18 protein-coding genes and 1 other RNA gene are annotated in these 19,141 nt (G+C 60.5%); 8 read left to right on the plus strand and 11 right to left on the minus strand.

The features are described 5' to 3' along the window. Positions 1 to 140 precede the first annotated feature (140 nt). Positions 141 to 1,508: a CYTH domain-containing protein gene (locus tag AC3WP4_RS12855; protein ID WP_074871808.1), complete on the plus strand. Its 1,368-nt coding sequence runs from the start codon at positions 141 to 143 to the stop codon at positions 1,506 to 1,508. A gap of 126 nt (positions 1,509 to 1,634) precedes the next feature. Here the strand turns inward: AC3WP4_RS12855 and AC3WP4_RS12860 are convergent, their stop codons facing one another. Beyond that, positions 1,635 to 2,105 carry an Lrp/AsnC family transcriptional regulator gene (locus AC3WP4_RS12860; RefSeq protein WP_018927598.1) on the minus strand — a complete coding sequence of 157 codons (471 nt, stop codon included), beginning with the start codon at positions 2,103 to 2,105 and terminating at the stop codon, positions 1,635 to 1,637. Positions 2,106 to 2,230: 125 nt separating this feature from the next. Here AC3WP4_RS12860 and AC3WP4_RS12865 point away from each other — a divergent pair, with 125 nt between their 5' ends. The 3 genes from AC3WP4_RS12865 to AC3WP4_RS12875 all read left to right on the plus strand — a co-directional run bounded on the left by AC3WP4_RS12865 (position 2,231) and on the right by AC3WP4_RS12875 (position 4,834). After that, positions 2,231 to 2,569 carry an ACT-like domain-containing protein gene (locus AC3WP4_RS12865; RefSeq protein ID WP_102616113.1) on the plus strand — a complete coding sequence of 113 codons (339 nt, stop codon included), beginning with the start codon at positions 2,231 to 2,233 and terminating at the stop codon, positions 2,567 to 2,569. Between the two features lie 90 nt (positions 2,570 to 2,659). After that, positions 2,660 to 4,444 carry a type IV pilus assembly ATPase TfpB gene (gene tfpB, locus AC3WP4_RS12870; RefSeq protein WP_074871812.1) on the plus strand — a complete coding sequence of 595 codons (1,785 nt, stop codon included), beginning with the start codon at positions 2,660 to 2,662 and terminating at the stop codon, positions 4,442 to 4,444. Positions 4,445 to 4,516: 72 nt separating this feature from the next. Further along, entirely contained in the window at positions 4,517 to 4,834 is a 318-nt protein-coding gene (locus AC3WP4_RS12875) for a DUF2388 domain-containing protein (RefSeq protein ID WP_074871813.1), read from the plus strand. Between the two features lie 177 nt (positions 4,835 to 5,011). On the opposite strand, the gene gcvP is transcribed toward AC3WP4_RS12875, so the two are convergent. The 9 genes from gcvP to AC3WP4_RS12920 form a co-directional block, all read right to left on the minus strand. After that, the gene (gene gcvP, locus AC3WP4_RS12880) at positions 5,012 to 7,885 is read right to left on the minus strand and encodes an aminomethyl-transferring glycine dehydrogenase (RefSeq protein ID WP_102616114.1); all 2,874 of its coding nucleotides are present in this window, start codon (positions 7,883 to 7,885) and stop codon (positions 5,012 to 5,014) included. A 236-nt stretch (positions 7,886 to 8,121) separates the two neighbouring features. Further along, on the minus strand, positions 8,122 to 8,505 hold the full coding sequence (gene gcvH, locus AC3WP4_RS12885; RefSeq protein ID WP_074871817.1) for a glycine cleavage system protein GcvH: 384 nt from the start codon (positions 8,503 to 8,505) through the stop codon (positions 8,122 to 8,124). 50 nt (positions 8,506 to 8,555) lie between these two features. Next, positions 8,556 to 9,638: a glycine cleavage system aminomethyltransferase GcvT gene (gcvT, locus tag AC3WP4_RS12890; protein WP_074871819.1), complete on the minus strand. Its 1,083-nt coding sequence runs from the start codon at positions 9,636 to 9,638 to the stop codon at positions 8,556 to 8,558. Between the two features lie 156 nt (positions 9,639 to 9,794). After that, positions 9,795 to 11,411, minus strand: coding sequence for an ABC transporter permease (locus AC3WP4_RS12895; protein ID WP_102642465.1), 1,617 nt, complete (start codon positions 11,409 to 11,411; stop codon positions 9,795 to 9,797). Positions 11,412 to 11,624: 213 nt separating this feature from the next. Then, positions 11,625 to 12,629 (minus strand): extracellular solute-binding protein, encoded by a 1,005-nt coding sequence (locus AC3WP4_RS12900; RefSeq protein ID WP_074871821.1) that lies wholly within the window; start codon positions 12,627 to 12,629, stop codon positions 11,625 to 11,627. A 234-nt stretch (positions 12,630 to 12,863) separates the two neighbouring features. Next, positions 12,864 to 14,081, minus strand: a complete 1,218-nt coding sequence (locus AC3WP4_RS12905) for a 2-octaprenyl-3-methyl-6-methoxy-1,4-benzoquinol hydroxylase (protein WP_162842867.1) — start codon at positions 14,079 to 14,081, stop codon at positions 12,864 to 12,866. Between the two features lie 103 nt (positions 14,082 to 14,184). Next, entirely contained in the window at positions 14,185 to 15,372 is a 1,188-nt protein-coding gene (gene ubiH / locus AC3WP4_RS12910; RefSeq protein ID WP_102616159.1) for a 2-octaprenyl-6-methoxyphenyl hydroxylase, read from the minus strand. Then, on the minus strand, positions 15,369 to 16,703 hold the full coding sequence (pepP, locus tag AC3WP4_RS12915) for a Xaa-Pro aminopeptidase (RefSeq protein ID WP_074871826.1): 1,335 nt from the start codon (positions 16,701 to 16,703) through the stop codon (positions 15,369 to 15,371). Before pepP ends, ubiH begins: the two co-directional genes overlap by 4 nt. Before the next feature lie 27 nt (positions 16,704 to 16,730). After that, complete coding sequence (locus AC3WP4_RS12920) at positions 16,731 to 17,291, minus strand: YecA/YgfB family protein (protein ID WP_102616160.1); 561 nt, start codon at positions 17,289 to 17,291, stop codon at positions 16,731 to 16,733. A 128-nt stretch (positions 17,292 to 17,419) separates the two neighbouring features. On the opposite strand from AC3WP4_RS12920, the gene AC3WP4_RS12925 reads away from it, so the two are divergent. The 4 genes from AC3WP4_RS12925 (at position 17,420) to AC3WP4_RS12940 (ending at position 18,843) form a co-directional block, all read left to right on the plus strand. Beyond that, on the plus strand, positions 17,420 to 17,629 hold the full coding sequence (locus tag AC3WP4_RS12925; RefSeq protein ID WP_007942437.1) for a TIGR02449 family protein: 210 nt from the start codon (positions 17,420 to 17,422) through the stop codon (positions 17,627 to 17,629). Next, positions 17,626 to 17,943: a cell division protein ZapA gene (locus tag AC3WP4_RS12930; protein WP_007942435.1), complete on the plus strand. Its 318-nt coding sequence runs from the start codon at positions 17,626 to 17,628 to the stop codon at positions 17,941 to 17,943. Before AC3WP4_RS12925 ends, AC3WP4_RS12930 begins: the two co-directional genes overlap by 4 nt. Before the next feature lie 30 nt (positions 17,944 to 17,973). Continuing rightward, a non-coding RNA gene (gene ssrS / locus AC3WP4_RS12935) (6S RNA) lies at positions 17,974 to 18,152 on the plus strand. A gap of 85 nt (positions 18,153 to 18,237) precedes the next feature. After that, positions 18,238 to 18,843, plus strand: a complete 606-nt coding sequence (locus AC3WP4_RS12940) for a 5-formyltetrahydrofolate cyclo-ligase (RefSeq protein ID WP_074871830.1) — start codon at positions 18,238 to 18,240, stop codon at positions 18,841 to 18,843. A gap of 34 nt (positions 18,844 to 18,877) precedes the next feature. Here the strand turns inward: AC3WP4_RS12940 and AC3WP4_RS12945 are convergent, their stop codons facing one another. Next, positions 18,878 to 19,030, minus strand: a complete 153-nt coding sequence (locus AC3WP4_RS12945; protein ID WP_008024268.1) for a hypothetical protein — start codon at positions 19,028 to 19,030, stop codon at positions 18,878 to 18,880. Between the last annotated feature and the right edge of the window lie 111 nt (positions 19,031 to 19,141).

The following is a 19,141-nucleotide window of genomic DNA, read 5'->3' on the forward strand; positions in this document are numbered from 1 at the left end:
GATTTGAACTCCATCATAGAACCATCCGGCGACAGGAATAAACCGTCGCGGACCCTATCTCGGAGGAGTCCTGTACACTGCACGACCTTGGCAGCCACACATTTCCCCCGGCTGCGCTCCCGATCCTGGATTTTCCGGCCATGCAGAAAGAAACCGAAATCAAACTCCGCGTCAGCCGAGAAACGCTCGCTGCCCTGCGCGAGCACCCGCTCCTGAAAAAACGCAACAAAAGTGGCTGGGAACGCCGTGAGTTGATGAACCAGTACTTCGACACGCCTGAGCGCGACCTGGCCCGCGCCAAGGTTGCCCTGCGCCTGCGCCGCGATGGCGAAGAAGTGATTCAGACCCTCAAGACCCGCGGCCAGAGCGTCGCCGGTTTGTCCGAGCGTAACGAATACGACTGGAACCTGCCCAAAGCCAAGCTCGACGTGAAGAAACTCGACGGCGAATGCTGGCCTGAAGAATTGGCCGAGCTGGACAAGAAAACCCTCAAGCCGATCTTCACCACCGATTTCGTCCGCGAACGCGCGGAAATCGCCTGGGGCCGTGGCAAGACCAAAGTGGTGATTGAAGCCGCACTGGACCTGGGTCATGTGATCGTGGGCAAGCAGAAAGAAGAAATCTGCGAGCTGGAACTGGAACTGCGCGAAGGCGAGCCGGCCGCACTGCTGGAACTGGCCGCCGAACTGGCCGCGACCCTGGCCCTGATGCCGTGTGACATCAGCAAGGCCGAGCGCGGTTATCGCTTGTACGACGCCAACAGCTATTCGTTGAGCCTGCCGGCGCCGCAGATCACCGCCGAAATGCCGCTGGATGACGCTTTCGCCGCGCTGAGCTGGCACTTGCTGAGCAGCAGCCAGCGCCTGGCCGAGCAGTATCGCTTCAATGGCCACTGGCGCCTGTTGCAGGACTGGGTCGAAAACCTGGCTGAATTGCGCGCGCTGCTGAGCAGCCTGGGCCAAGCCGCGCCACGTCAGTCAACGCACGATCTGCGCGTCGCGCTGGACGCCTTGCTCGAAGACTGGCGTCCGCTGGTACAGGCCGGTATCGATGACGAAGACGTGCGCAAAGCCGCGCCGGAGCAGTTCCTCGAAGAACTGGAAGATCCGCGCTGGGGCTTGTTCTCGTTGAACACTTCGCGCTGGTTGCTGGCCCGCACCTGGGCTGCCGATCGCAACGTCCGCGGCAATCGCCAGGGCGCTGCGCAATTGGGTAGCTGGCTGCCGCGTCTGCTGGGCGAGGAAGCGACTTCCCTGCAACTGCAGCGTTATCAGCAACAACCGGAAGACCTGGCCGAGCAACTGCCGCGCATCGAGCGCATCCAGGCCTGGCTGCACCACGCCCGCAACGTGCTGGACATCCCGGAAATGGATCGCCTGTACGGTGAGCTGAAACAGCTTGCTCAATTGGCCAACGAGCCGATCACCGATGAATCGCTGGATGCGCGTAAGCAGCAGGCGATTGCGGTGTATCAGAATCGTGCCTGGAAAATGCTGCTGCGCATGTAAATCTCGCGATGATGATCGTTCCCACGCTCTGCGTGGGAATGCCTCAAGGGACGCTCCGCGTCCAGGTGACGCGGAGCGTCACAGGCTGCATTCCCACGCAGGAGCGTGGGAACGATCAGTGTAGGGTCAGCGCAACACCGGCAAACTCGTCGTTGATTTGATCTCCGACAACGCCACAATCGAGTTCACCTCCTGGATCCCCGGCACCATCGACAGCTTCTCGAAGAAGAAGCGCTCATACGCCTCGATGTCCGCCGTCACAATCCGCAGCAAGAAATCCACCGACCCCATCAGCACATAACACTCCAGCACCTCGGGAAAACCGCGAATCGCCTCGGTGAATTCGGTGAAGTTCGAACGCCCGTGAGCGTTGAGTTTGATTTCGGCGAAGATCTGCGTGTTAAGCCCGATTTTCTTCCGGTCAAGCAAGGTCACCTGCCCGCGAATAATCCCCTCCTCCTTCATCCGCTGAATCCGCCGCCAGCACGGCGACTGCGACAGCCCCACCTGTTCGGCAATCTGTGCACTGGAAAGCGAAGCGTCCTCTTGCAGCAACGCGAGAATCTTGCGGTCGTAGCCATCCAACTCGCTATGCATAAAAAAACCTTTAATTGATAACTTACCGAATCAAGCAATTCAAACAACCGCCAATAATCTCAATCATAGATAAGAAATGCCCGACACCGAATGTAAAAATTCCTCCACCAGTTTGGAGACCGAGCATGCCGCATCTAGAAGCCGTCAACACCTCGCACACCCGCGCCGATGTCTGGAACGTCAGCAACGCCCACTGCCGCGTGCACTATCAACTGTTGGCCGAGGCCGAACCCGACCTGCTGTGCCGGGCTCTCAACCTGTTCGCTTTGCAGTGTCTGACGCCGCAACAGGTCAGCGTGCAGCGGACGGACGATCTGTTGTCGATCGACATCGTAATAGACGGCCTGAGCTGGCACCGCGCCCAGGTGATCGCAGAAAAATTACGTAACCTGATCAGCGTCTGTTCGGTTGATCTGCAAGCGGTTGATTGCATGTGGAATGAACTGGCTCAGGCGGCGGGCTGAAAAAACTCGACACGGCTTCGTCGCGTAGTGGCCCAACGGTCTGCGGGTCCGCGACTATCCTTTGCGAACTGTTGTTCATGAGGAGCCCGCATGTCCGTTCAACTTGCCATTCAGGACCGCTGGCTGGATCTCAATGATTTGCTGCGTGAACTGGTCGCCCAGGGTTTCATCAGCCAGGACTCGGCCGAACACGCGCTCAATGCTCGACGCCGTCACGCTGCCAATGGCCAGATGCACCCGCTGGAATTCATTGCCAGCCAACTGCTGGACGATCTCAGCCGTCCCGGTAAACACCTTGATCTGGAAAGCCTGACCCTGTGGCTATCGCAGCAGGCCGGTCAGCCTTACCTGCGTATCGATCCGCTGAAAATCAACGTTGCAGCGATTACGCCGCTGATGTCCTACGCCTTCGCCCAGCGCCACAAGATTCTGGCGGTGTCCATCGACCGCGACGCGGTGACCGTGGCCAGCGCCCAGCCCTACGTCACCGGTTGGGAAGCCGACCTGACCCATGTGCTGAAGCTGCCGATCAAGCGTGTGGTTGCCAACCCGGTGGATATCCAGCGCTTCAGCGTGGAGTTTTTCCGCCTGGCCAAATCGGTCAGCGGCGCGACCAACGCCGATCAGCAGATGAACACCCTGGGCAATTTCGAGCAGTTGCTCAACCTCGGCGCCAGCGACCAGGAACCGGACGCCAACGACGCGCACATCGTCAACATCGTCGATTGGCTGTTCCAGTACGCGTTCCAGCAACGCGCCAGTGACATCCACATCGAACCCCGGCGCGAACAAGGCACGGTGCGCTTTCGCATCGACGGCGTGCTGCACAACGTCTATCAATTCCCGCCGCAAGTGACCATGGCCATCGTCAGCCGCCTGAAAAGCCTGGGGCGGATGAACGTCGCGGAAAAACGCAAACCCCAGGACGGCCGGGTGAAAACCAAGACCCCGGGCGGTGGCGAAGTCGAGCTGCGGCTGTCGACATTACCCACTGCGTTCGGCGAAAAAATGGTCATGCGGATCTTCGACCCGGAAGTACTACTCAAGAACTTCGATCAGTTGGGCTTCTCCGCCGATGACTTGCGCCGCTGGCAGGACATGACGAGCCAGCCCAACGGCATCATCCTGGTCACCGGGCCAACCGGTTCCGGCAAGACCACCACGCTATACACCACCCTGAAGAAACTGGCGACGCCGGAGGTCAACCTCTGCACCATCGAAGACCCGATCGAAATGGTCGAGCCGGCGTTCAACCAGATGCAGGTCCAGCACAACATCGACCTGACCTTCGCCGCCGGTGTGCGCGCGCTGATGCGGCAGGATCCCGACATCATCATGATCGGTGAGATCCGTGATCTGGAAACCGCTGAAATGGCGATCCAGGCTGCGCTCACTGGCCACCTGGTGCTCTCGACGCTGCACACCAACGATGCGCCGAGCGCAATCAGCCGCTTGCTGGAACTGGGCGTGCCGCATTACCTGATCAAAGCCACGGTGCTTGGCGTCATGGCCCAGCGCCTGGTCCGCACCTTGTGCCCGCATTGCAAGGCGCCGCTGACCCTGGGTGAAGAAGACTGGCAAACCCTGACGCGGCCCTGGCAGGCACCGTTGCCGCACAACGCACATCGTGCCATCGGTTGCCTTGAATGCCGCGATACCGGTTACCGCGGCCGCGCCGGGGTCTACGAAATCATGCAGCTGACGGACGGCGTCAAAGCGCTGATCAGCCCCGACACCGATTTGCTGGCGGTGCGGCGACAGGCGTTCAAGGAAGGCATGCGCAGCTTGCGATTGTCAGGCGCGCAGAAAGTGGCGGCGGGTTTGACGACGATTGAGGAGGTGTTGCGGGTAACGCCGCAGAGCGAGCAAAAGTAGGCGCGGCCGCTATGGAACTCGATTGGGGAATTGGCAATCAAAGGCCGTAGTTAACCAGTGGAGTCACCCAATATGCGTTTCAAACTTGCTGTCGCTACCATCGCCTTGTTGTCCCTTCCTGTCGGTTCGGCGATGGCTGATAGCTTTTGGCGTAACGTCATCTCATCCGGTGCGACCACCGGTTCGACCTACCTGACGTTCAAGGATCACAAACTGATCGTTGCTGCCCAGGACGATGCCGGCAGCTTTGTCGCCAGCGACGGCGGCATTCGCGGTCCATACCTGGAGGCCGCGATGCAGAAAGTCCGTGCCGACAACCCTGGCCTGCAAGCCACGGACATGGAACTGGCGAACGCGATCCTGGCGAAGAATGCCGTCGCGTCGAATTAAGATTTACCGCTGAACAAAAATGCCGCTCCCATGAGCGGCATTTTTTATGCCTGATACAAAACCCTGTGGGAGCGAGCCTGCTCGCGATAGCGGTAGATCAGTCGAAATCATCCACGACTGTCACACCGCTATCGCGAGCAGGCTCGCTCCCACAGTGGATTTGTATCTCCCGTGAGATCAGCGGTAATCATCCACCGGGACGCAAGCGCAAAACAGGTTCCGATCGCCGTAAACGTTATCGACACGGTTCACCACCGGCCAGTACTTGTGCGCCTTGGTGTGAGCATCCGGTGTCACCGCCTGCTCGATGCTGTAGGACCGTTCCCAAACCCCGGTGATATCCGCCAGGGTATGCGGCGAACGTTTCAGCGGGTTGTCATCGGCTGGCCAGTTGCCGTTCTGCACCTCGGTGATTTCCGCGCGGATACTCAGCATCGCCCCGATAAACCGGTCCAGTTCTGCCTTGGATTCACTTTCGGTCGGTTCCACCATCAACGTCCCCGGTACAGGAAACGACATGGTCGGCGCATGGAAGCCGTAGTCCATCAGCCGCTTGGCGACGTCCTCCTCGCTGATTCCGGTCAGCGTCTTGAGTGGCCGCAGGTCAAGAATGCATTCGTGAGCCACCCGCTCGTTGCGCCCGGTGTAAAGCACCGGAAACGCCCCGGACAAGTGCTGCGCCAGGTAATTCGCGGCGAGGATCGCCACCTCACTGGCATCCGCCAGTTGCGGCCCCATCATCGCGATGTACATCCAGCTGATCGGCAGGATGCTCGCACTGCCCCAAGGCGCCGCACTGACTGCGCCGTTTTGCGCCAGTGGCCCTTCGATCGGCACCACCGGGTGGTTGGCCACGAACGGCGCCAGATGCGCGCGCACACCAATCGGCCCCATGCCCGGCCCGCCGCCACCATGGGGAATGCAGAAAGTCTTGTGCAGGTTCATGTGGGACACGTCGGCACCAATGTCCGCCGGGCGCGCCAGTCCGACCTGCGCGTTAAGGTTGGCGCCATCCATGTACACCTGGCCGCCGTGGCTGTGGATAACTTCGCAGATTTCGCTGATGCCTTCCTCGTATACGCCGTGGGTCGAAGGATACGTCGCCATCAGGCAGGCGAGTTTGTCGCCCGCCTCGGCTGCTTTGCCTTTAAGGTCATCCAGATCAACGTTGCCCGCCTCGTCACACTCGACGATCACCACCCGCATCCCGGCCATCTGCGCCGACGCCGGGTTGGTGCCGTGGGCCGAGGACGGGATCAGGCAAATATCCCGCGCGCCCTCATGACGACTCTCGTGATATTTGCGGATCGCCAGCAACCCGGCGTACTCGCCTTGGGCGCCAGAGTTGGGTTGCATGCAGATCGCGTCGAAACCGGTAATCGCGCAGAGCCAGCGCTCCAGTTCTTCGATCATCAGCGAATAACCGATCGCCTGCTCTTTCGGCACAAACGGGTGCAGGTTGGCGAACTGCGGCCACGTGATGGGGATCATCTCGCTGGTGGCGTTGAGCTTCATGGTGCAGGAGCCCAGCGGGATCATCGATTGATTGAGCGCCAGGTCTTTGTTCTCCAGTTGCTTGAGGTAGCGCAGCATCTCGGTTTCGCTGTGATGGGCGCTGAACACCGGATGACGCAGATAAGGCGAGGTACGCAGCAGACCGGCAGGAATGCCGGAATCAAGGGTTTCGGCGTCCAGTTCGTCGACGTTGAGCCCATGATCGGAACCGAGGAATACATCAAACAACTTGGCGACGGTGGATTCGTCAGAGGTTTCATCGAGACTCAGCCCCAACTGCCCACGCCCGAGAATGCGCAGGTTGATCTGAGCAGCCTGGGCGCTTTCGATGATTGCGGTCTGAGTACCCCCGACTTCCAGCGTCAGCGTGTCGAAAAAGTGCGTGTTGAGGCGGGTGATGCCGTGGCGCTCCAGGCCAGCGGCGAGGATGCAGGTCAGCCGATGGACGCGTTGGGCAATGCGTTTGAGCCCTTCCGGACCGTGGTAGACCGCATAGAAACTGGCAATGTTGGCCAGCAGTACCTGAGCGGTGCAGATGTTCGAGTTGGCTTTCTCCCGGCGGATATGTTGTTCGCGGGTTTGCAGGGCCATGCGCAAAGCGACGTTGCCGCGAGCATCCTTCGACACGCCGATGATTCGCCCGGGAATCGCCCGTTTGTATTCATCGCGACTGGCAAAAAACGCCGCGTGAGGGCCGCCGTAACCCATGGGCACGCCAAAACGCTGGGAGGAACCGAACACCACGTCGGCGCCCAACTCCCCCGGCGGGGTCAGCAACAGCAGACTCAACAGATCGGTGGCGACACACGCCAGGGCTTGCTGCGCATGCAGATGATCGATCAAGGGACGAAGGTCGCGGATTTCACCGTGGGTATCGGGATATTGCAGGAGCGCGCCGAATACCTGGTGCTGTTTCAAGTTATCCACAGTGTCGATGATCAGCTCGAAGCCGAACCCTTCTGCTCGGGTCTGCACCACGGAAATAGTCTGCGGATGACAGTTTTCGTCGACGAAGAACAGATTGCTTCTGGACTTGGCGACCCGCTTGGCCAGTGCCATGGCCTCCGCCGCCGCCGTGGCTTCGTCCAGCAGCGAGGCGTTGGCCAGTTCCAGGCCCGTGAGGTCGATGGTCAATTGCTGGAAGTTCAGCAGCGCTTCGAGCCGGCCCTGGGCGATCTCTGGTTGATAGGGCGTGTACGCGGTGTACCAACCGGGATTTTCCAGCACGTTGCGCACAATGACGGCTGGCGTGAGGGTGCCGTGGTAGCCCATGCCGATCAGGCTGGTCCACACCTGATTTTGCTCGGCATAACCACGCAATTTGGCCAGCGCGGCTTCTTCGTCGAGGGCCGGTGGCAGGTCCAGCGGCCTGTTCAGACGGATGCCTGGCGGCACGGTCTGCTCGATCAACTCGACCCGGCTGCCAAGTCCGAGGCTGTCGAGCATCGCCTGTTGCTCGGCGGCATCGGGCCCGAGGTGACGGCGAAGAAAGGCATTGGGGTCGCGTAACTGGCTCAAGGACGGCAACTGGGACATGACGGGCTCTCTCTTGACTGGCGCTCAACGTCGATGCAACACGGTCAAACCAGCATAGCAGTCGATGTCCCTGTGTCCCTGAAGATCAAAAGATCGCAGCCTCGTTTCACTCGACAGCTCCTACAGGGATCGCATTCCAATGTAGGAGCTGTCGAGTGAAACGAGGCTGCGATCTTTTGATTTTGAGAATAAAAAAGCCCCGACAAGTCGGGGCTTTGGGGGGTGACGCTTAAGGCTTACTCGCCGATGGCGGCCTTGTAGCCTGCTGCATCGAGCAGCTTGTCCAGATCGCCAGCGTTGCTTGGCTTGAGCTTGAAGATCCAGGCACCGTACGGGTCGGAGTTGAGCAACTCAGGGTTAGCGCTCAGTTCTTCGTTGATGGCAATCACTTCACCGGCAACCGGGGAGTAGATGTCCGAAGCGGCTTTAACCGACTCCACCACACCGGATTGATCACCGGCAGCGAAGACTGTCCCGACTTCGGTCAGCTCAACGAACACCACGTCGCCCAAGGCTTCCTGAGCGTGATCGCTGATGCCCACGGTGACGCTGCCATCGGCTTCGAGACGGGCCCACTCGTGACTTTCGGCAAAACGCAGGTCGGCAGGAATATCGCTCATGTTCTGTGTCCTCAAGAGAATTGTCAGCGGTCGTTGCCCGCCAGAAAAGGTTAGATCAAGGTTTTGCCATGGCGTACGAAGGTCGGTTTGACCACTCGGACCGGGTACCACTTGCCACGGATTTCCACTTCTGCGCGGTCGGCTGTCGCCATCGGCACGCGCGCCAGGGCAATCGACTTGCTAAGCGTAGGAGAGAAACTACCACTGGTGATCTCCCCTTCGCCAACATTGGCGATGCGGACCACTTGATGAGCGCGCAAAACCCCACGCTCCTCAAGGACCAGACCGACCAGTTTGTGCTGCACGCCACCCGCCCGTTCGGCTTCAAGAGCGCTGCGGCCGATGAACTGGCGAGTGGCCGGTTCCCACGCAATGCTCCAGGCCATGTTGGAGGCCAGTGGTGAAACGTCTTGATGAATGTCCTGACCGTAGAGGTTCATACCGGCTTCGACCCGCAGCGTATCGCGTGCCCCGAGGCCGATCGGCGAAATGCCCGCGCCCACCAGATCGTTGAAAAATCCTGGCGCTTGATTGGCCGGCAGAACGATTTCCAGGCCATCTTCGCCGGTGTAGCCCGTGCGTGCGATGAACCAGTCACCATCGGCCTGGCCTTCGAAGGGCTTGAGCATCTGAATCAGGTTGCCCCGGGACTGGGTCACCAGTTCCGAGATTTTGTGCCGGGCGTGGGGCCCCTGAATGGCCAGCATCGCCAACTCGGAGCGCTCGTTGAGCTGCACCTTGAAACCTTCGAGGTGAGCCTGCATCCAGGCGAGGTCCTGATTACGGGTGGAGGCGTTGACCACCAGCCGATACCCGTCGTCGAGACGGTAGACGATCATGTCGTCGACGATGCCGCCGCGCTCGTTGAGCATGGTGCTGTACAGGGCACGGCCAGGGCTGTGCAGACGTTCGACATCATTGGCCAGCAAATGCTGGAGCCAAACCTTGGCCTGAGGGCCGCTGACATCGATCACGGTCATGTGGGATACATCGAAAACCCCACAATCGCGGCGCACCTGATGGTGTTCCTCGACCTGCGAGCCGTAATGCAAAGGCATATCCCAACCGCCAAAATCGACCATCTTCGCGCCGAGGGCGAGATGAAGGTCATACAGAGGCGTGCGCTGTCCCATGGGTTTCTCCTTCCGGGCGTGGCGAAGGTGCGGGCCGGTACTGCACGGGGTGAAAGCCTTGAAACAGAAGGCTTTCAGCCGATTTCAGCTACCTGGTCCGTAGGACGGACCGCACCGAATGCCGCGCATTGTAGCCTCAAGGTGTAGGACTGGCACCTAGGCGTTTCGATGCGCTGAACGTCGAATCAATCCGATGACCGGTAACAGCCCGACCAAAACCAGGGTCAGGGCAGGCAACGAGGCTCTCGCCCACTCGCCTTCGCTGGTCATTTCGAAGATGCGTACCGCCAGCGTGTCCCAGCCAAACGGGCGCATCAGAAGGGTCGCGGGCATTTCCTTGAGCACATCGACGAACACCAGCAACGCGGCGCTCAACGTTCCAGGCAGCAATAACGGCAGATACACTTTGAAAAACAGTCGTGGCCCACTGACGCCAAGGCTACGTGCCGCTTCAGGCAAAGATGGCCGTATTCGCGCCAGACTGCTTTCCAGCGGCCCATAAGCCACCGCGATGAAACGCACCAGGTAGGCCAGCAACAACGCCGACAGGCTGCCCAGCAGCAATGGCTTGCCGGCGCTGCCCAGCCAACCCGACAACGGGATCACCAGTTCGCGGTCCAGGTAACTGAACGCCAGCATGATCGACACCGCCAGCACCGAACCCGGCAACGCGTAACCGAGGTTGGCCAGGCTGATGCCAGAGCGGATCACTCGGGTCGGGGCCAGACGCCGGGCAAACGCCAGCACTAGAGCAACACTGACGGTGATCAACGCCGCCATGCCGCCCAGGTACAGGGTATGGACGATCAGTCCCGCGTAACGCTCATCGAGGTCGAAACGCCCGCGCTGCCAGAACCACACCACCAGTTGAAGCACTGGAATGACGAAAGCGCAGGCGAACACCAGGCCGCACCAACTCATGGCCGCCAGCGCCTTGAAACCGCGCAGGTGATACAGCGCCTTGACCCGCGGTCGTTCGTTGCTCGCCCGGTTGGCCCCGCGAGCACGGCGCTCGCCGTACAGCACGACCATCACCACCAGCAGCAACAGGCTGGCCAGTTGCGCAGCGGTGGAGAGGCTGAAAAATCCGTACCAGGTCTTATAGATGGCGGTGGTGAACGTGTCGAAGTTGAACACCGACACCGCGCCGAAATCCGCCAGGGTTTCCATCAACGCCAGCGCCACGCCAGCGCCGATGGCCGGGCGCGCCATGGGCAACGCGACTCGCCAGAACGCTTGCCACGGGGATTGCCCCAGGACTCGCGCCGCTTCCATCAAGCCTTTGCCCTGAGCCAGGAACGCGGTTCGCGCCAACAGGTAAACGTAGGGATAAAAGACCAGCACCAGGACCAGAATCACGCCGCCGGTGGAGCGCACGCGCGGCAACCTCAAACCCGTGCCGAACCATTCGCGCAACAGGGTTTGCACGGGCCCGGCGAAATCCAACAGGCCGACGAAGACGAACGCCAGCACATAGGCGGGAATCGCGAATGGCAGCATCAGCGCCCAGTCCAGCCAACGTCGACCGGGGAATTCGCAGAGGCTGGTGAGCCAAGCCAGGCTTACACCCAAGAGCGTCACACCGATACCGACGCCGAGCACCAGGGTCAGGGTATTGCCCAGCAGGCGCGGCATCTGGGTATCCCACAAGTGGGACCAGATTTGATGATCGACGGTTTGCCATGACAACAGCAAAACGCTGAGGGGCAACAGGACCAGCGCAGCGATGGCGAAGACCAGGGGGTACCAGCGGCGTTGGGCGGGGTGGGCCAAGGAGATTCTCTAGAAAATATTGGGCCAACTCTAACCTGAAGTCGGCTCCATTTTGTGGCGAGGGAGCTTGCTCCCGCTCGGGTGCGAAGCAGCCGCAGGAGGTTATCAGATCATCTCGATCCTGACCTGTCGATGCCAACGGGGCCGCTTCGCAGCCCAGCGGGAGCAAGCTCCCTCGCCACAGGTAGCCGCTCGCCACAATAACGGTGGGGGTCAGTTCCAGCCAGCCCGATCCATCATGCGAATCGCTTCAGCCTGACGCTTGCCGGCAATTTCCACAGGCAACGTATCAGCCACAAACTTGCCCCAGCCCGCCACTTCTGCAGAAGGTTGAACCGCAGGGTTGGCCGGGAATTCCTGGTTCACGTCAGCGAAAATCTTCTGCGCTTCAGGCGTGGTCATCCACTCTACCAGCGCCTTGGCGGCTTCCGGGTGCGGTGCGTGCTTGGTCAGGCCGATGCCCGACAGGTTGACGTGCACGCCACGGTCACCCTGGTTTGGCCAGAACAGCTTCACCGGCAGGTCTGGCTTCTGCTTGTGCAGACGACCGTAGTAATAGGTATTGACGATACCGACGTCGCATTGACCCGCGTTGATGGCTTCCAGCACCGCGACGTCATCGGAGAACACATCGGTGGACAGGTTATTCACCCAGCCCTTGAGAATTTTCTCGGTTTTGTCGGCGCCATGGACTTCGATCATGGTGGCGGTCAGGGACTGGTTGTAGACCTTCTTCGACGTGCGCAGGCACAGGCGGCCTTCCCACTGCTTATCCGCCAGCGCCTCGTAGGTGGTCAACTCACCGGGTTTCACCCGATCGGTGGAGTAAGCGATGGTCCGCGCCCGCAGGCTCAGGCCAGTCCAGGCATGGGCGGATGAGCGGTATTGCAGCGGGATGTTGGCGTCGATCACCTTGGAGGTGAACGGTTGCAGGATGCCCATTTGCTCGGCCTGCCAGAGGTTGCCGGCATCGACGGTCAGCAGCAGATCCGCGGTAGCGTTCTCGCCCTCGGCCTTGATCCGCTGCATCAGCGGCGCTTCCTTGTCGGTGATGAACTTCACCTGCACACCGGTTTTTGCGGTGTAGGCATCGAAGACCGGCTTGATCAGCTCGTCGATACGCGAGGAATAAACCACCACCTCGTCAGCGGCCTGGGCCGCAGTGCTACCAATCAGGGTCAGGGCGAGCGCGGTCAATAGACGCTTCGGTACCAACATGGGAGCGATCCTCGATTGAAAAAATGAAGCCAAATGATATGGACTCACATTTACCTTCTCAATCGAACAGTTGGTGGAGACGTTACCAGATGTTGCACGGAACCATGGACAATGTGGCGAGGGGGCTTGCCCCCGTTCGAGCGCGAAGCGGTCGCAAATCGAAATGCAAGGTTTGTCTGAAGATATGCCGGGGCTGCTTCGCAACCCAACGGGGGCAAGCCCCCTCGCCACAGGTCAGGCTTTGGCCAACGCGGGCAAATCACCGGTCAACCCCAGCGCCTCACGCACGAACAGCGCCTTGGCTTCGGGCATCTGATCGACCATCTTCAACCCGGCATTGCGCAACCAGCGAATCGGCAACGGATCGGCCTGGAAGAGACGCTCGAAGCCTTCCATCGCCGCCATCAACGCCAGGTTGTGGGGCATGCGCCGACGTTCGTAACGGCTGAGCACTTTCACATCCGCCAGACGTTCGCCACGCGTGGCCGCTTGCAACAGCACTTCGGCCAGCACGGCGGCATCGAGAAAACCCAGGTTCACGCCCTGCCCGGCCAATGGGTGAATGGTGTGCGCCGCATCCCCGATCAACGCCAGACCTTCAGCCACATAACGCTTGGCATGACGCTGGCGTAGCGGTACGCACAGGCGCGGGTCGGCGCTGACCACCTCGCCCAGTCGGCCTTCGAAGGCCCGCTCCAGCTCTTTGCAGAAACCGTCGTCATCCAGCGCCATCAGGCGTTCGGCTTCGCTCGGGGTGGTCGACCAGACGATCGAACACCAATCCTGCTGACCATCACGCTCCAGCGGCAAGAACGCCAGCGGACCGTTGTCGGTGAAGCGCTGCCACGCGGTCAGTTGATGAGGTTTGGCACTGCGCACGCTGGTGACAATCGCATGGTGCAGGTAGTCCCACTCGCGCGTCGCCATGCCGGTCAGACGCCGAACGGCGGAATTGGCGCCATCCGCTGCGATCACCAAAGGTGCGCGCAAGGTGCGGCCATCGGCCAGGGTCAGCAACCAGTCATCGCCGGAACGACGCATTTGCTCCAGGCGCGCATTGGCCAACATGCCGAGATCGCAGTCGTGCAGGCGGTCGAGCAAGGCGTCCTGAACCACGCGGTTCTCGACGATATGCCCCAGCACGTCGGCATGCACACTGGCCGCCGAGAAATGGATTTGCCCGGTGCCGCTGCCGTCCCAAACCTGCATGTCGGTGTAGGGGCTGCTGCGCCGTTTGGCGATGCCGTCCCAGACGCCCAGACGATCAAGAATCCGCTGGCTGGCAATCGATAAGGCGCTCACTCGCGGCTCGAACGAAGCCTGGGCATCGAAGGGTTTGACGCTCAGGGGGCTGCCGTCCAGCAGCAGGACTTCCAGCCCGCTGTCCTGCAACGCCAGCGCCAGGGCGCTGCCGACCATTCCGGCCCCGACAATCAGCAGATCTGCGCGCATTTCCATGCTTTAAGCCTGTCTCGCTTGCGGCTTGAGCCGCCTAAAAAGGGATTTAACCAAAGTGCCCGCGCCGAGGTACGGCGGGTAGCAGCTGCCGAACCACTCAAGCATCGGGACGCGTACCCAGCCCCATGGCCTGACGCGCGAACCAGCGTTTGGCCGGCGGCAACAGGTCCAGCCCGAGCAGGCCGATATTGCGGCCCAGGGAAACCAAGGGTTGAGTGCTGCCGAACAAACGGGTGACCTGATCGGAGAAACCCACGGTCAGGTTCTGATCCAGACGCTGACGCTCGCGGTAGGCCTGCAAGGTCGCAAAGTCGCCGGGAGATGTTTCGCTGCCCAGCAACGCATCGGCCAGCGCTTGAGCATCACGCAACGACAGGTTGAAACCTTGCCCGGCTATCGGGTGCAGACTGTGGGCAGCATTGCCGAGAATTGCCAGGTGCGGACGCACCTGCTCTTCGGCCTCGATCAATGTCAGCGGGTACAAATGCCGCGCGCCAACCTGTTTCAACGTGCCGAGGCGATAACCGAACACGCCTTGCAGCTCGCTGAGGAAACTCTTTTCATCGAGGGCCGCCAGCCGTTGCGCGTCCATCCCCAATCGGGTCCAGACCAGTGCGCAGCGGTTTTCCGGCAACGGCAACAAGGCCATCGGCCCGTCATCGGTGAAACGCTCGAAGGCCATGCCGTTGTGCGCTTCACTCGGCGTGATGTTGGCAATCAACGCGCTCTGGTTATACGGGCGCTTTTTGATGCCGATCCCCAGTTGCTCGCGCAGGCCGGAACGGCCGCCATCAGCCAGCACCGCAAGCTCGCATTCCAGGATGGTTTCGTCGTTGAGGGTCAGGCGATAGCCATCGATCAGCGGCTCCATACGCGTGACTTCCGCGGGGCAACGCCAGCTGATCACGTCCTTGTCCAGCCCCTGCCAGAGGCATTGGCCGAGCCAGGCGTTTTCCACCACATAACCCAGCGCCGGAACGCCCTCTTCCATCGCCGACAATCGCGCGGTGGAGAAGCGTCCACGGTCGGAGACATGAATCTGTTTGATCGGCTCGGCGCGGCGGGAGATTTCCTGCCACACGCCCAACCGTTGATAAATCTGCTTGGCACCGTAGGACAACGCCGAGGAACGGGCGTCGTAGCTCGGTTGATAAGTATCGCCGGGGGCGAACGGTTCGATCAGCACGATCTTCCAGCCACGAGCCTTGGCCCCCGCCTGCAACGCCAACGCCAGACTGGCGCCGACCAGGCCACCACCGATGATTGCCAGATTGACTCGACTCATGCCGCTTGTGTCCGCGCGGCGGCCATCAAGGCCTCGATCTCGGCGACCGTTTTCGGTACGCCTTTGGTCAGGATTTCACAGCCGGTTTTGGTGACCACTACGTCGTCCTCGATGCGCACGCCAATGCCGCGCCATTTTTTCGCTACGTTCTGGTTGCCCGGGGCAATGTAGATGCCCGGCTCTACGGTCAGCGCCATGCCGACTTCCAATACACGCCATTCCCCGCCGACCTTGTATTCGCCGACATCATGCACATCCATGCCCAGCCAGTGGCCGGCGCGGTGCATGTAGAACGCTTTATAGGCTTCGCTGGCGATCAACTCATCGACCTCGCCCTGCAACAGGCCCAACTTCACTAACCCGGCAGTAATCACCCGGACTGTAGCTTCGTGGGCCTGATTCCAGTGTTTGTCTGGGGCAATTTCCGCAAACGCGGCTTCTTGCGACGCCAGCACCAACTCGTAGATTGCCTTCTGTTCCGCTGAATACTTGCCGTTGACCGGCCAGGTGCGGGTGATGTCGCTGGCGTAGCAGTCGATCTCACAACCGGCGTCGATCAATACCAGATCGCCGTCCTTGAGCACCGCGTCATTCTGCTGGTAATGCAGGATGCAGCTGTTGCGCCCAGCGGCGACGATCGAGCCGTAGGCCGGCATTTTCGCCCCGCCCTTGCGGAATTCGTAGTCGAGTTCGGCTTCGAGGCTGAACTCATGCAGCCCCACACGACTGGCCTGCATCGCACGGATGTGCGCCTGGGCGGAAATCCGTGCGGCTTCGCGCATCACCTTCACTTCTGCCGCCGATTTATACAGGCGCATGTCGTGAAGCAGGTGATCCAGGGCAACGAATTCGTTCGGCGGCTGGGCGCCGAGGTGCGCTTTAGAGCGGATCACGTTGATCCAGTCCATCAGGTGCCGGTCGAATTCCGGATTGCTGCCCATGGCCGAATACACCCGGTCGCGACCTTCGATCAGGCCCGGCAAGATGTCGTCGATGTCGGTGATGGGGAAGGCGTCGTCGGCGCCAAAGTCGCGAATCGCGCCTTCCTGCCCGGCGCGCAGGCCGTCCCACAACTCGCGTTCGGCATTGCGTTCACGGCAGAACAGAATGTATTCGCCGTGCAGACGCCCAGGCATCAAAACGATGACCGCCTGAGGCTCGGGAAAACCGCTGAGGTACTGGAAGTCGCTGTCCTGACGGTAGACGTGCTCGACGTCGCGGTTGCGGATCGCAACGGCGGCGGCGGGCAGGATGGCGATACTGTTGGGTTCCATCTGCGCCATCAGGGCCTTGCGGCGACGGCTGTATTCCGATTTCGGGATATGAATCATGGGCAGATGGCTTTCCCTGGCACGCGATTAATGCAACGACGGTTTGGCGGCAGCCGGCGCGTCCGGCTTTTTGTTTTCGGTGAACAGCAGCAGTGGCGCGACGCGCAGGTACTCCATCACTTCCATGTAATCGCTTTCGCCGTCGTCGGACTCTTCCAGGGCGTCTTGCACCTGTGAAATAGCCGCCAGGTCCTGAAGCACTTCGGTGGCCTCGGTGCTCAGCATGCTGCTGTCACGGCAGTTCAGGCCAAAACCGCTGAGGAAACCCTGGCACCATTGGCCCAGTGCGGCGGCACGGTCGGCCAGTGGCTCGTCATCGGTCGGCAGCAACAGAACGACGGTCACGTCGTCGCCGGTGAGCTCGCCCTTGACCATCTCCTGCAAGCCGATCAAGGCGTTGCGGACGTTATCCTGCGGCTCGCTCTCGAGCAGTTCGGCGGCATCGACCAGCCAGCCTTCGGCATCGAAACCGGCACCGGCGCAACTGCGGCCGAGCAACAGGCCATGCAATTCGGCAGGCGAGACGTTATGACCGCTGGAAGTCAGCAGTTTGGCGAAGGCTTGGTACGGGGAATTCTGAATGGGCATGGGCAGCTAGGCGCCAGACGGCGCTATGTCTAGAATGAAGGCCTTGTATCCTACATCGACAGACTCGCCAAGACTATTAAAGGCTGTCCGCCAGCTACCACCCATCTGACACATTTTCAGTGGACACAATGGAAGACACCGACCTGCAAGCGCTGATGGCCAGACTCGAACTGCTAATTAGCCGCGTCGAGCAACTAAAGAGTCAAAACGGACTCCTATTAGCTCAGGAAAAGACCTGGCGCGAGGAACGCGCTCACCTCATTGAAAAGAACGAAATCGCCCGGCGTAAGGTCGAATCAATGATTTCGCGCCTCAAGGCCCTGGAGCAAGACTCATGAGTTCAAGCAATAGCGTTACCGTGCAGATCCTCGATAAAGAATATTCGATCATCTGCCCCCAGGAAGAGCGCAGCAACCTGGTGAGCGCCGCCCGTTACCTGGACGGCAAGATGCGCGAAATCCGCAGCAGCGGCAAAGTCATCGGCGCCGATCGCATCGCCGTGATGGCCGCCCTGAACATCACCCACGACCTTCTGCACAAGGAAGAACGCCCGGATGTACAGGCCAGCGGCTCGACCCGCGAGCAGGTTCGCGACCTGCTGGATCGCGTCGATCTGGTGCTCGCAACCGATCCGGACGTCACCAAGGGCTGAAACGCGAAACCGCTTGGGGTATACTCGCATCACTCCCTGGGGTGCTTGCCAGTTGACCACGTCCCTGAGCCGATTCGCACTACCCTGGAAGTTGCACGTTGGGCTGGTGTGCATGTCCGCTAGACGGAAAGCCTTAAAGCCTACTGCATCTTCCACCTTGAACTTTCGGGTTCAAGGGCTAAGTCAGCAGCGGTTCATCCGGGGAGCCTGATTCCAGTCCGATGCCGGTTTAAATACCGGCATCGGCTTTTTTACGGGTACGCTTTACGTACTTGCCCTTCTGAAGCCGAATTCATGACCGAACCTGCGCTGCTGCCCCGCCCGCAACTTCGACGCATGCTGCGCAAGGCCCGCCGCGCACTGACACCCAGTCAGCAACGCCAGGCCGCTCGCGGGCTGTACAAGCAACTGGCCCAGCAGCCGTTGTTTCGCCGCGCTAAACATATCTCCCTGTATTTGCCCACCGACGGTGAAATCGACCCGCGCATTTTGCTGCGTGCCGCTCAACGTCGGGGCAAGGCGACGTATCTGCCGGTACTCAGCGCCTGGCCACGAACCAAAATGGTGTTCCAGCGAATTCGCCCCGGCGAAAAACTCAAACCCAACCGCTTCCGTATTCTCGAACCCCGGCACAACCTCGCCCGGCAACGCAAAGTCTGGGCGCTCGATCTGGTGCTGTTGCCATTGGTGGGGTTTGACGATGTCGGCGGACGCCTGGGCATGGGCGGTGGTTTTTATGATCGAAGCCTGGCGTACCTGGCACGACGTAAAAACTGGCGCAAGCCGACGCTATTGGGGCTGGCCCATGAATGTCAGAAGGTCGAACGATTGGCTCAAGCGAGCTGGGATGTGCCGTTACAGGGAACGGTGACAGACAAGGCGCGGTATTTCGCCGGCTAGACGCCACTGGAATCAGCGGCGCCCGAAGACAGGTTCAGCGCTTGAAGGCCGACGGCTGTTGTTGCTGCGCGATTTCGATCGGTGCGTCAGTCTTGTTGCTCCACAGGCTTTGGGCATAGCCGGTAGTCACGACGCCGAGGCCGAACAAAATAACCAAAATCCATAGTAAATCCGGTTTGCGTTTCATCGATTGCCCCCCAAAGGCACATCAACACGATGACAGCAGCGGTTTCCGTTTCAGGTGTAGGCCGTGCAGCAGCGTCAAGCTTAGAAGGCCGGCATTTTGCGACAACGTGAA

The sequence above is a fragment of the Pseudomonas sp. FW305-20 genome (assembly GCF_058788075.1).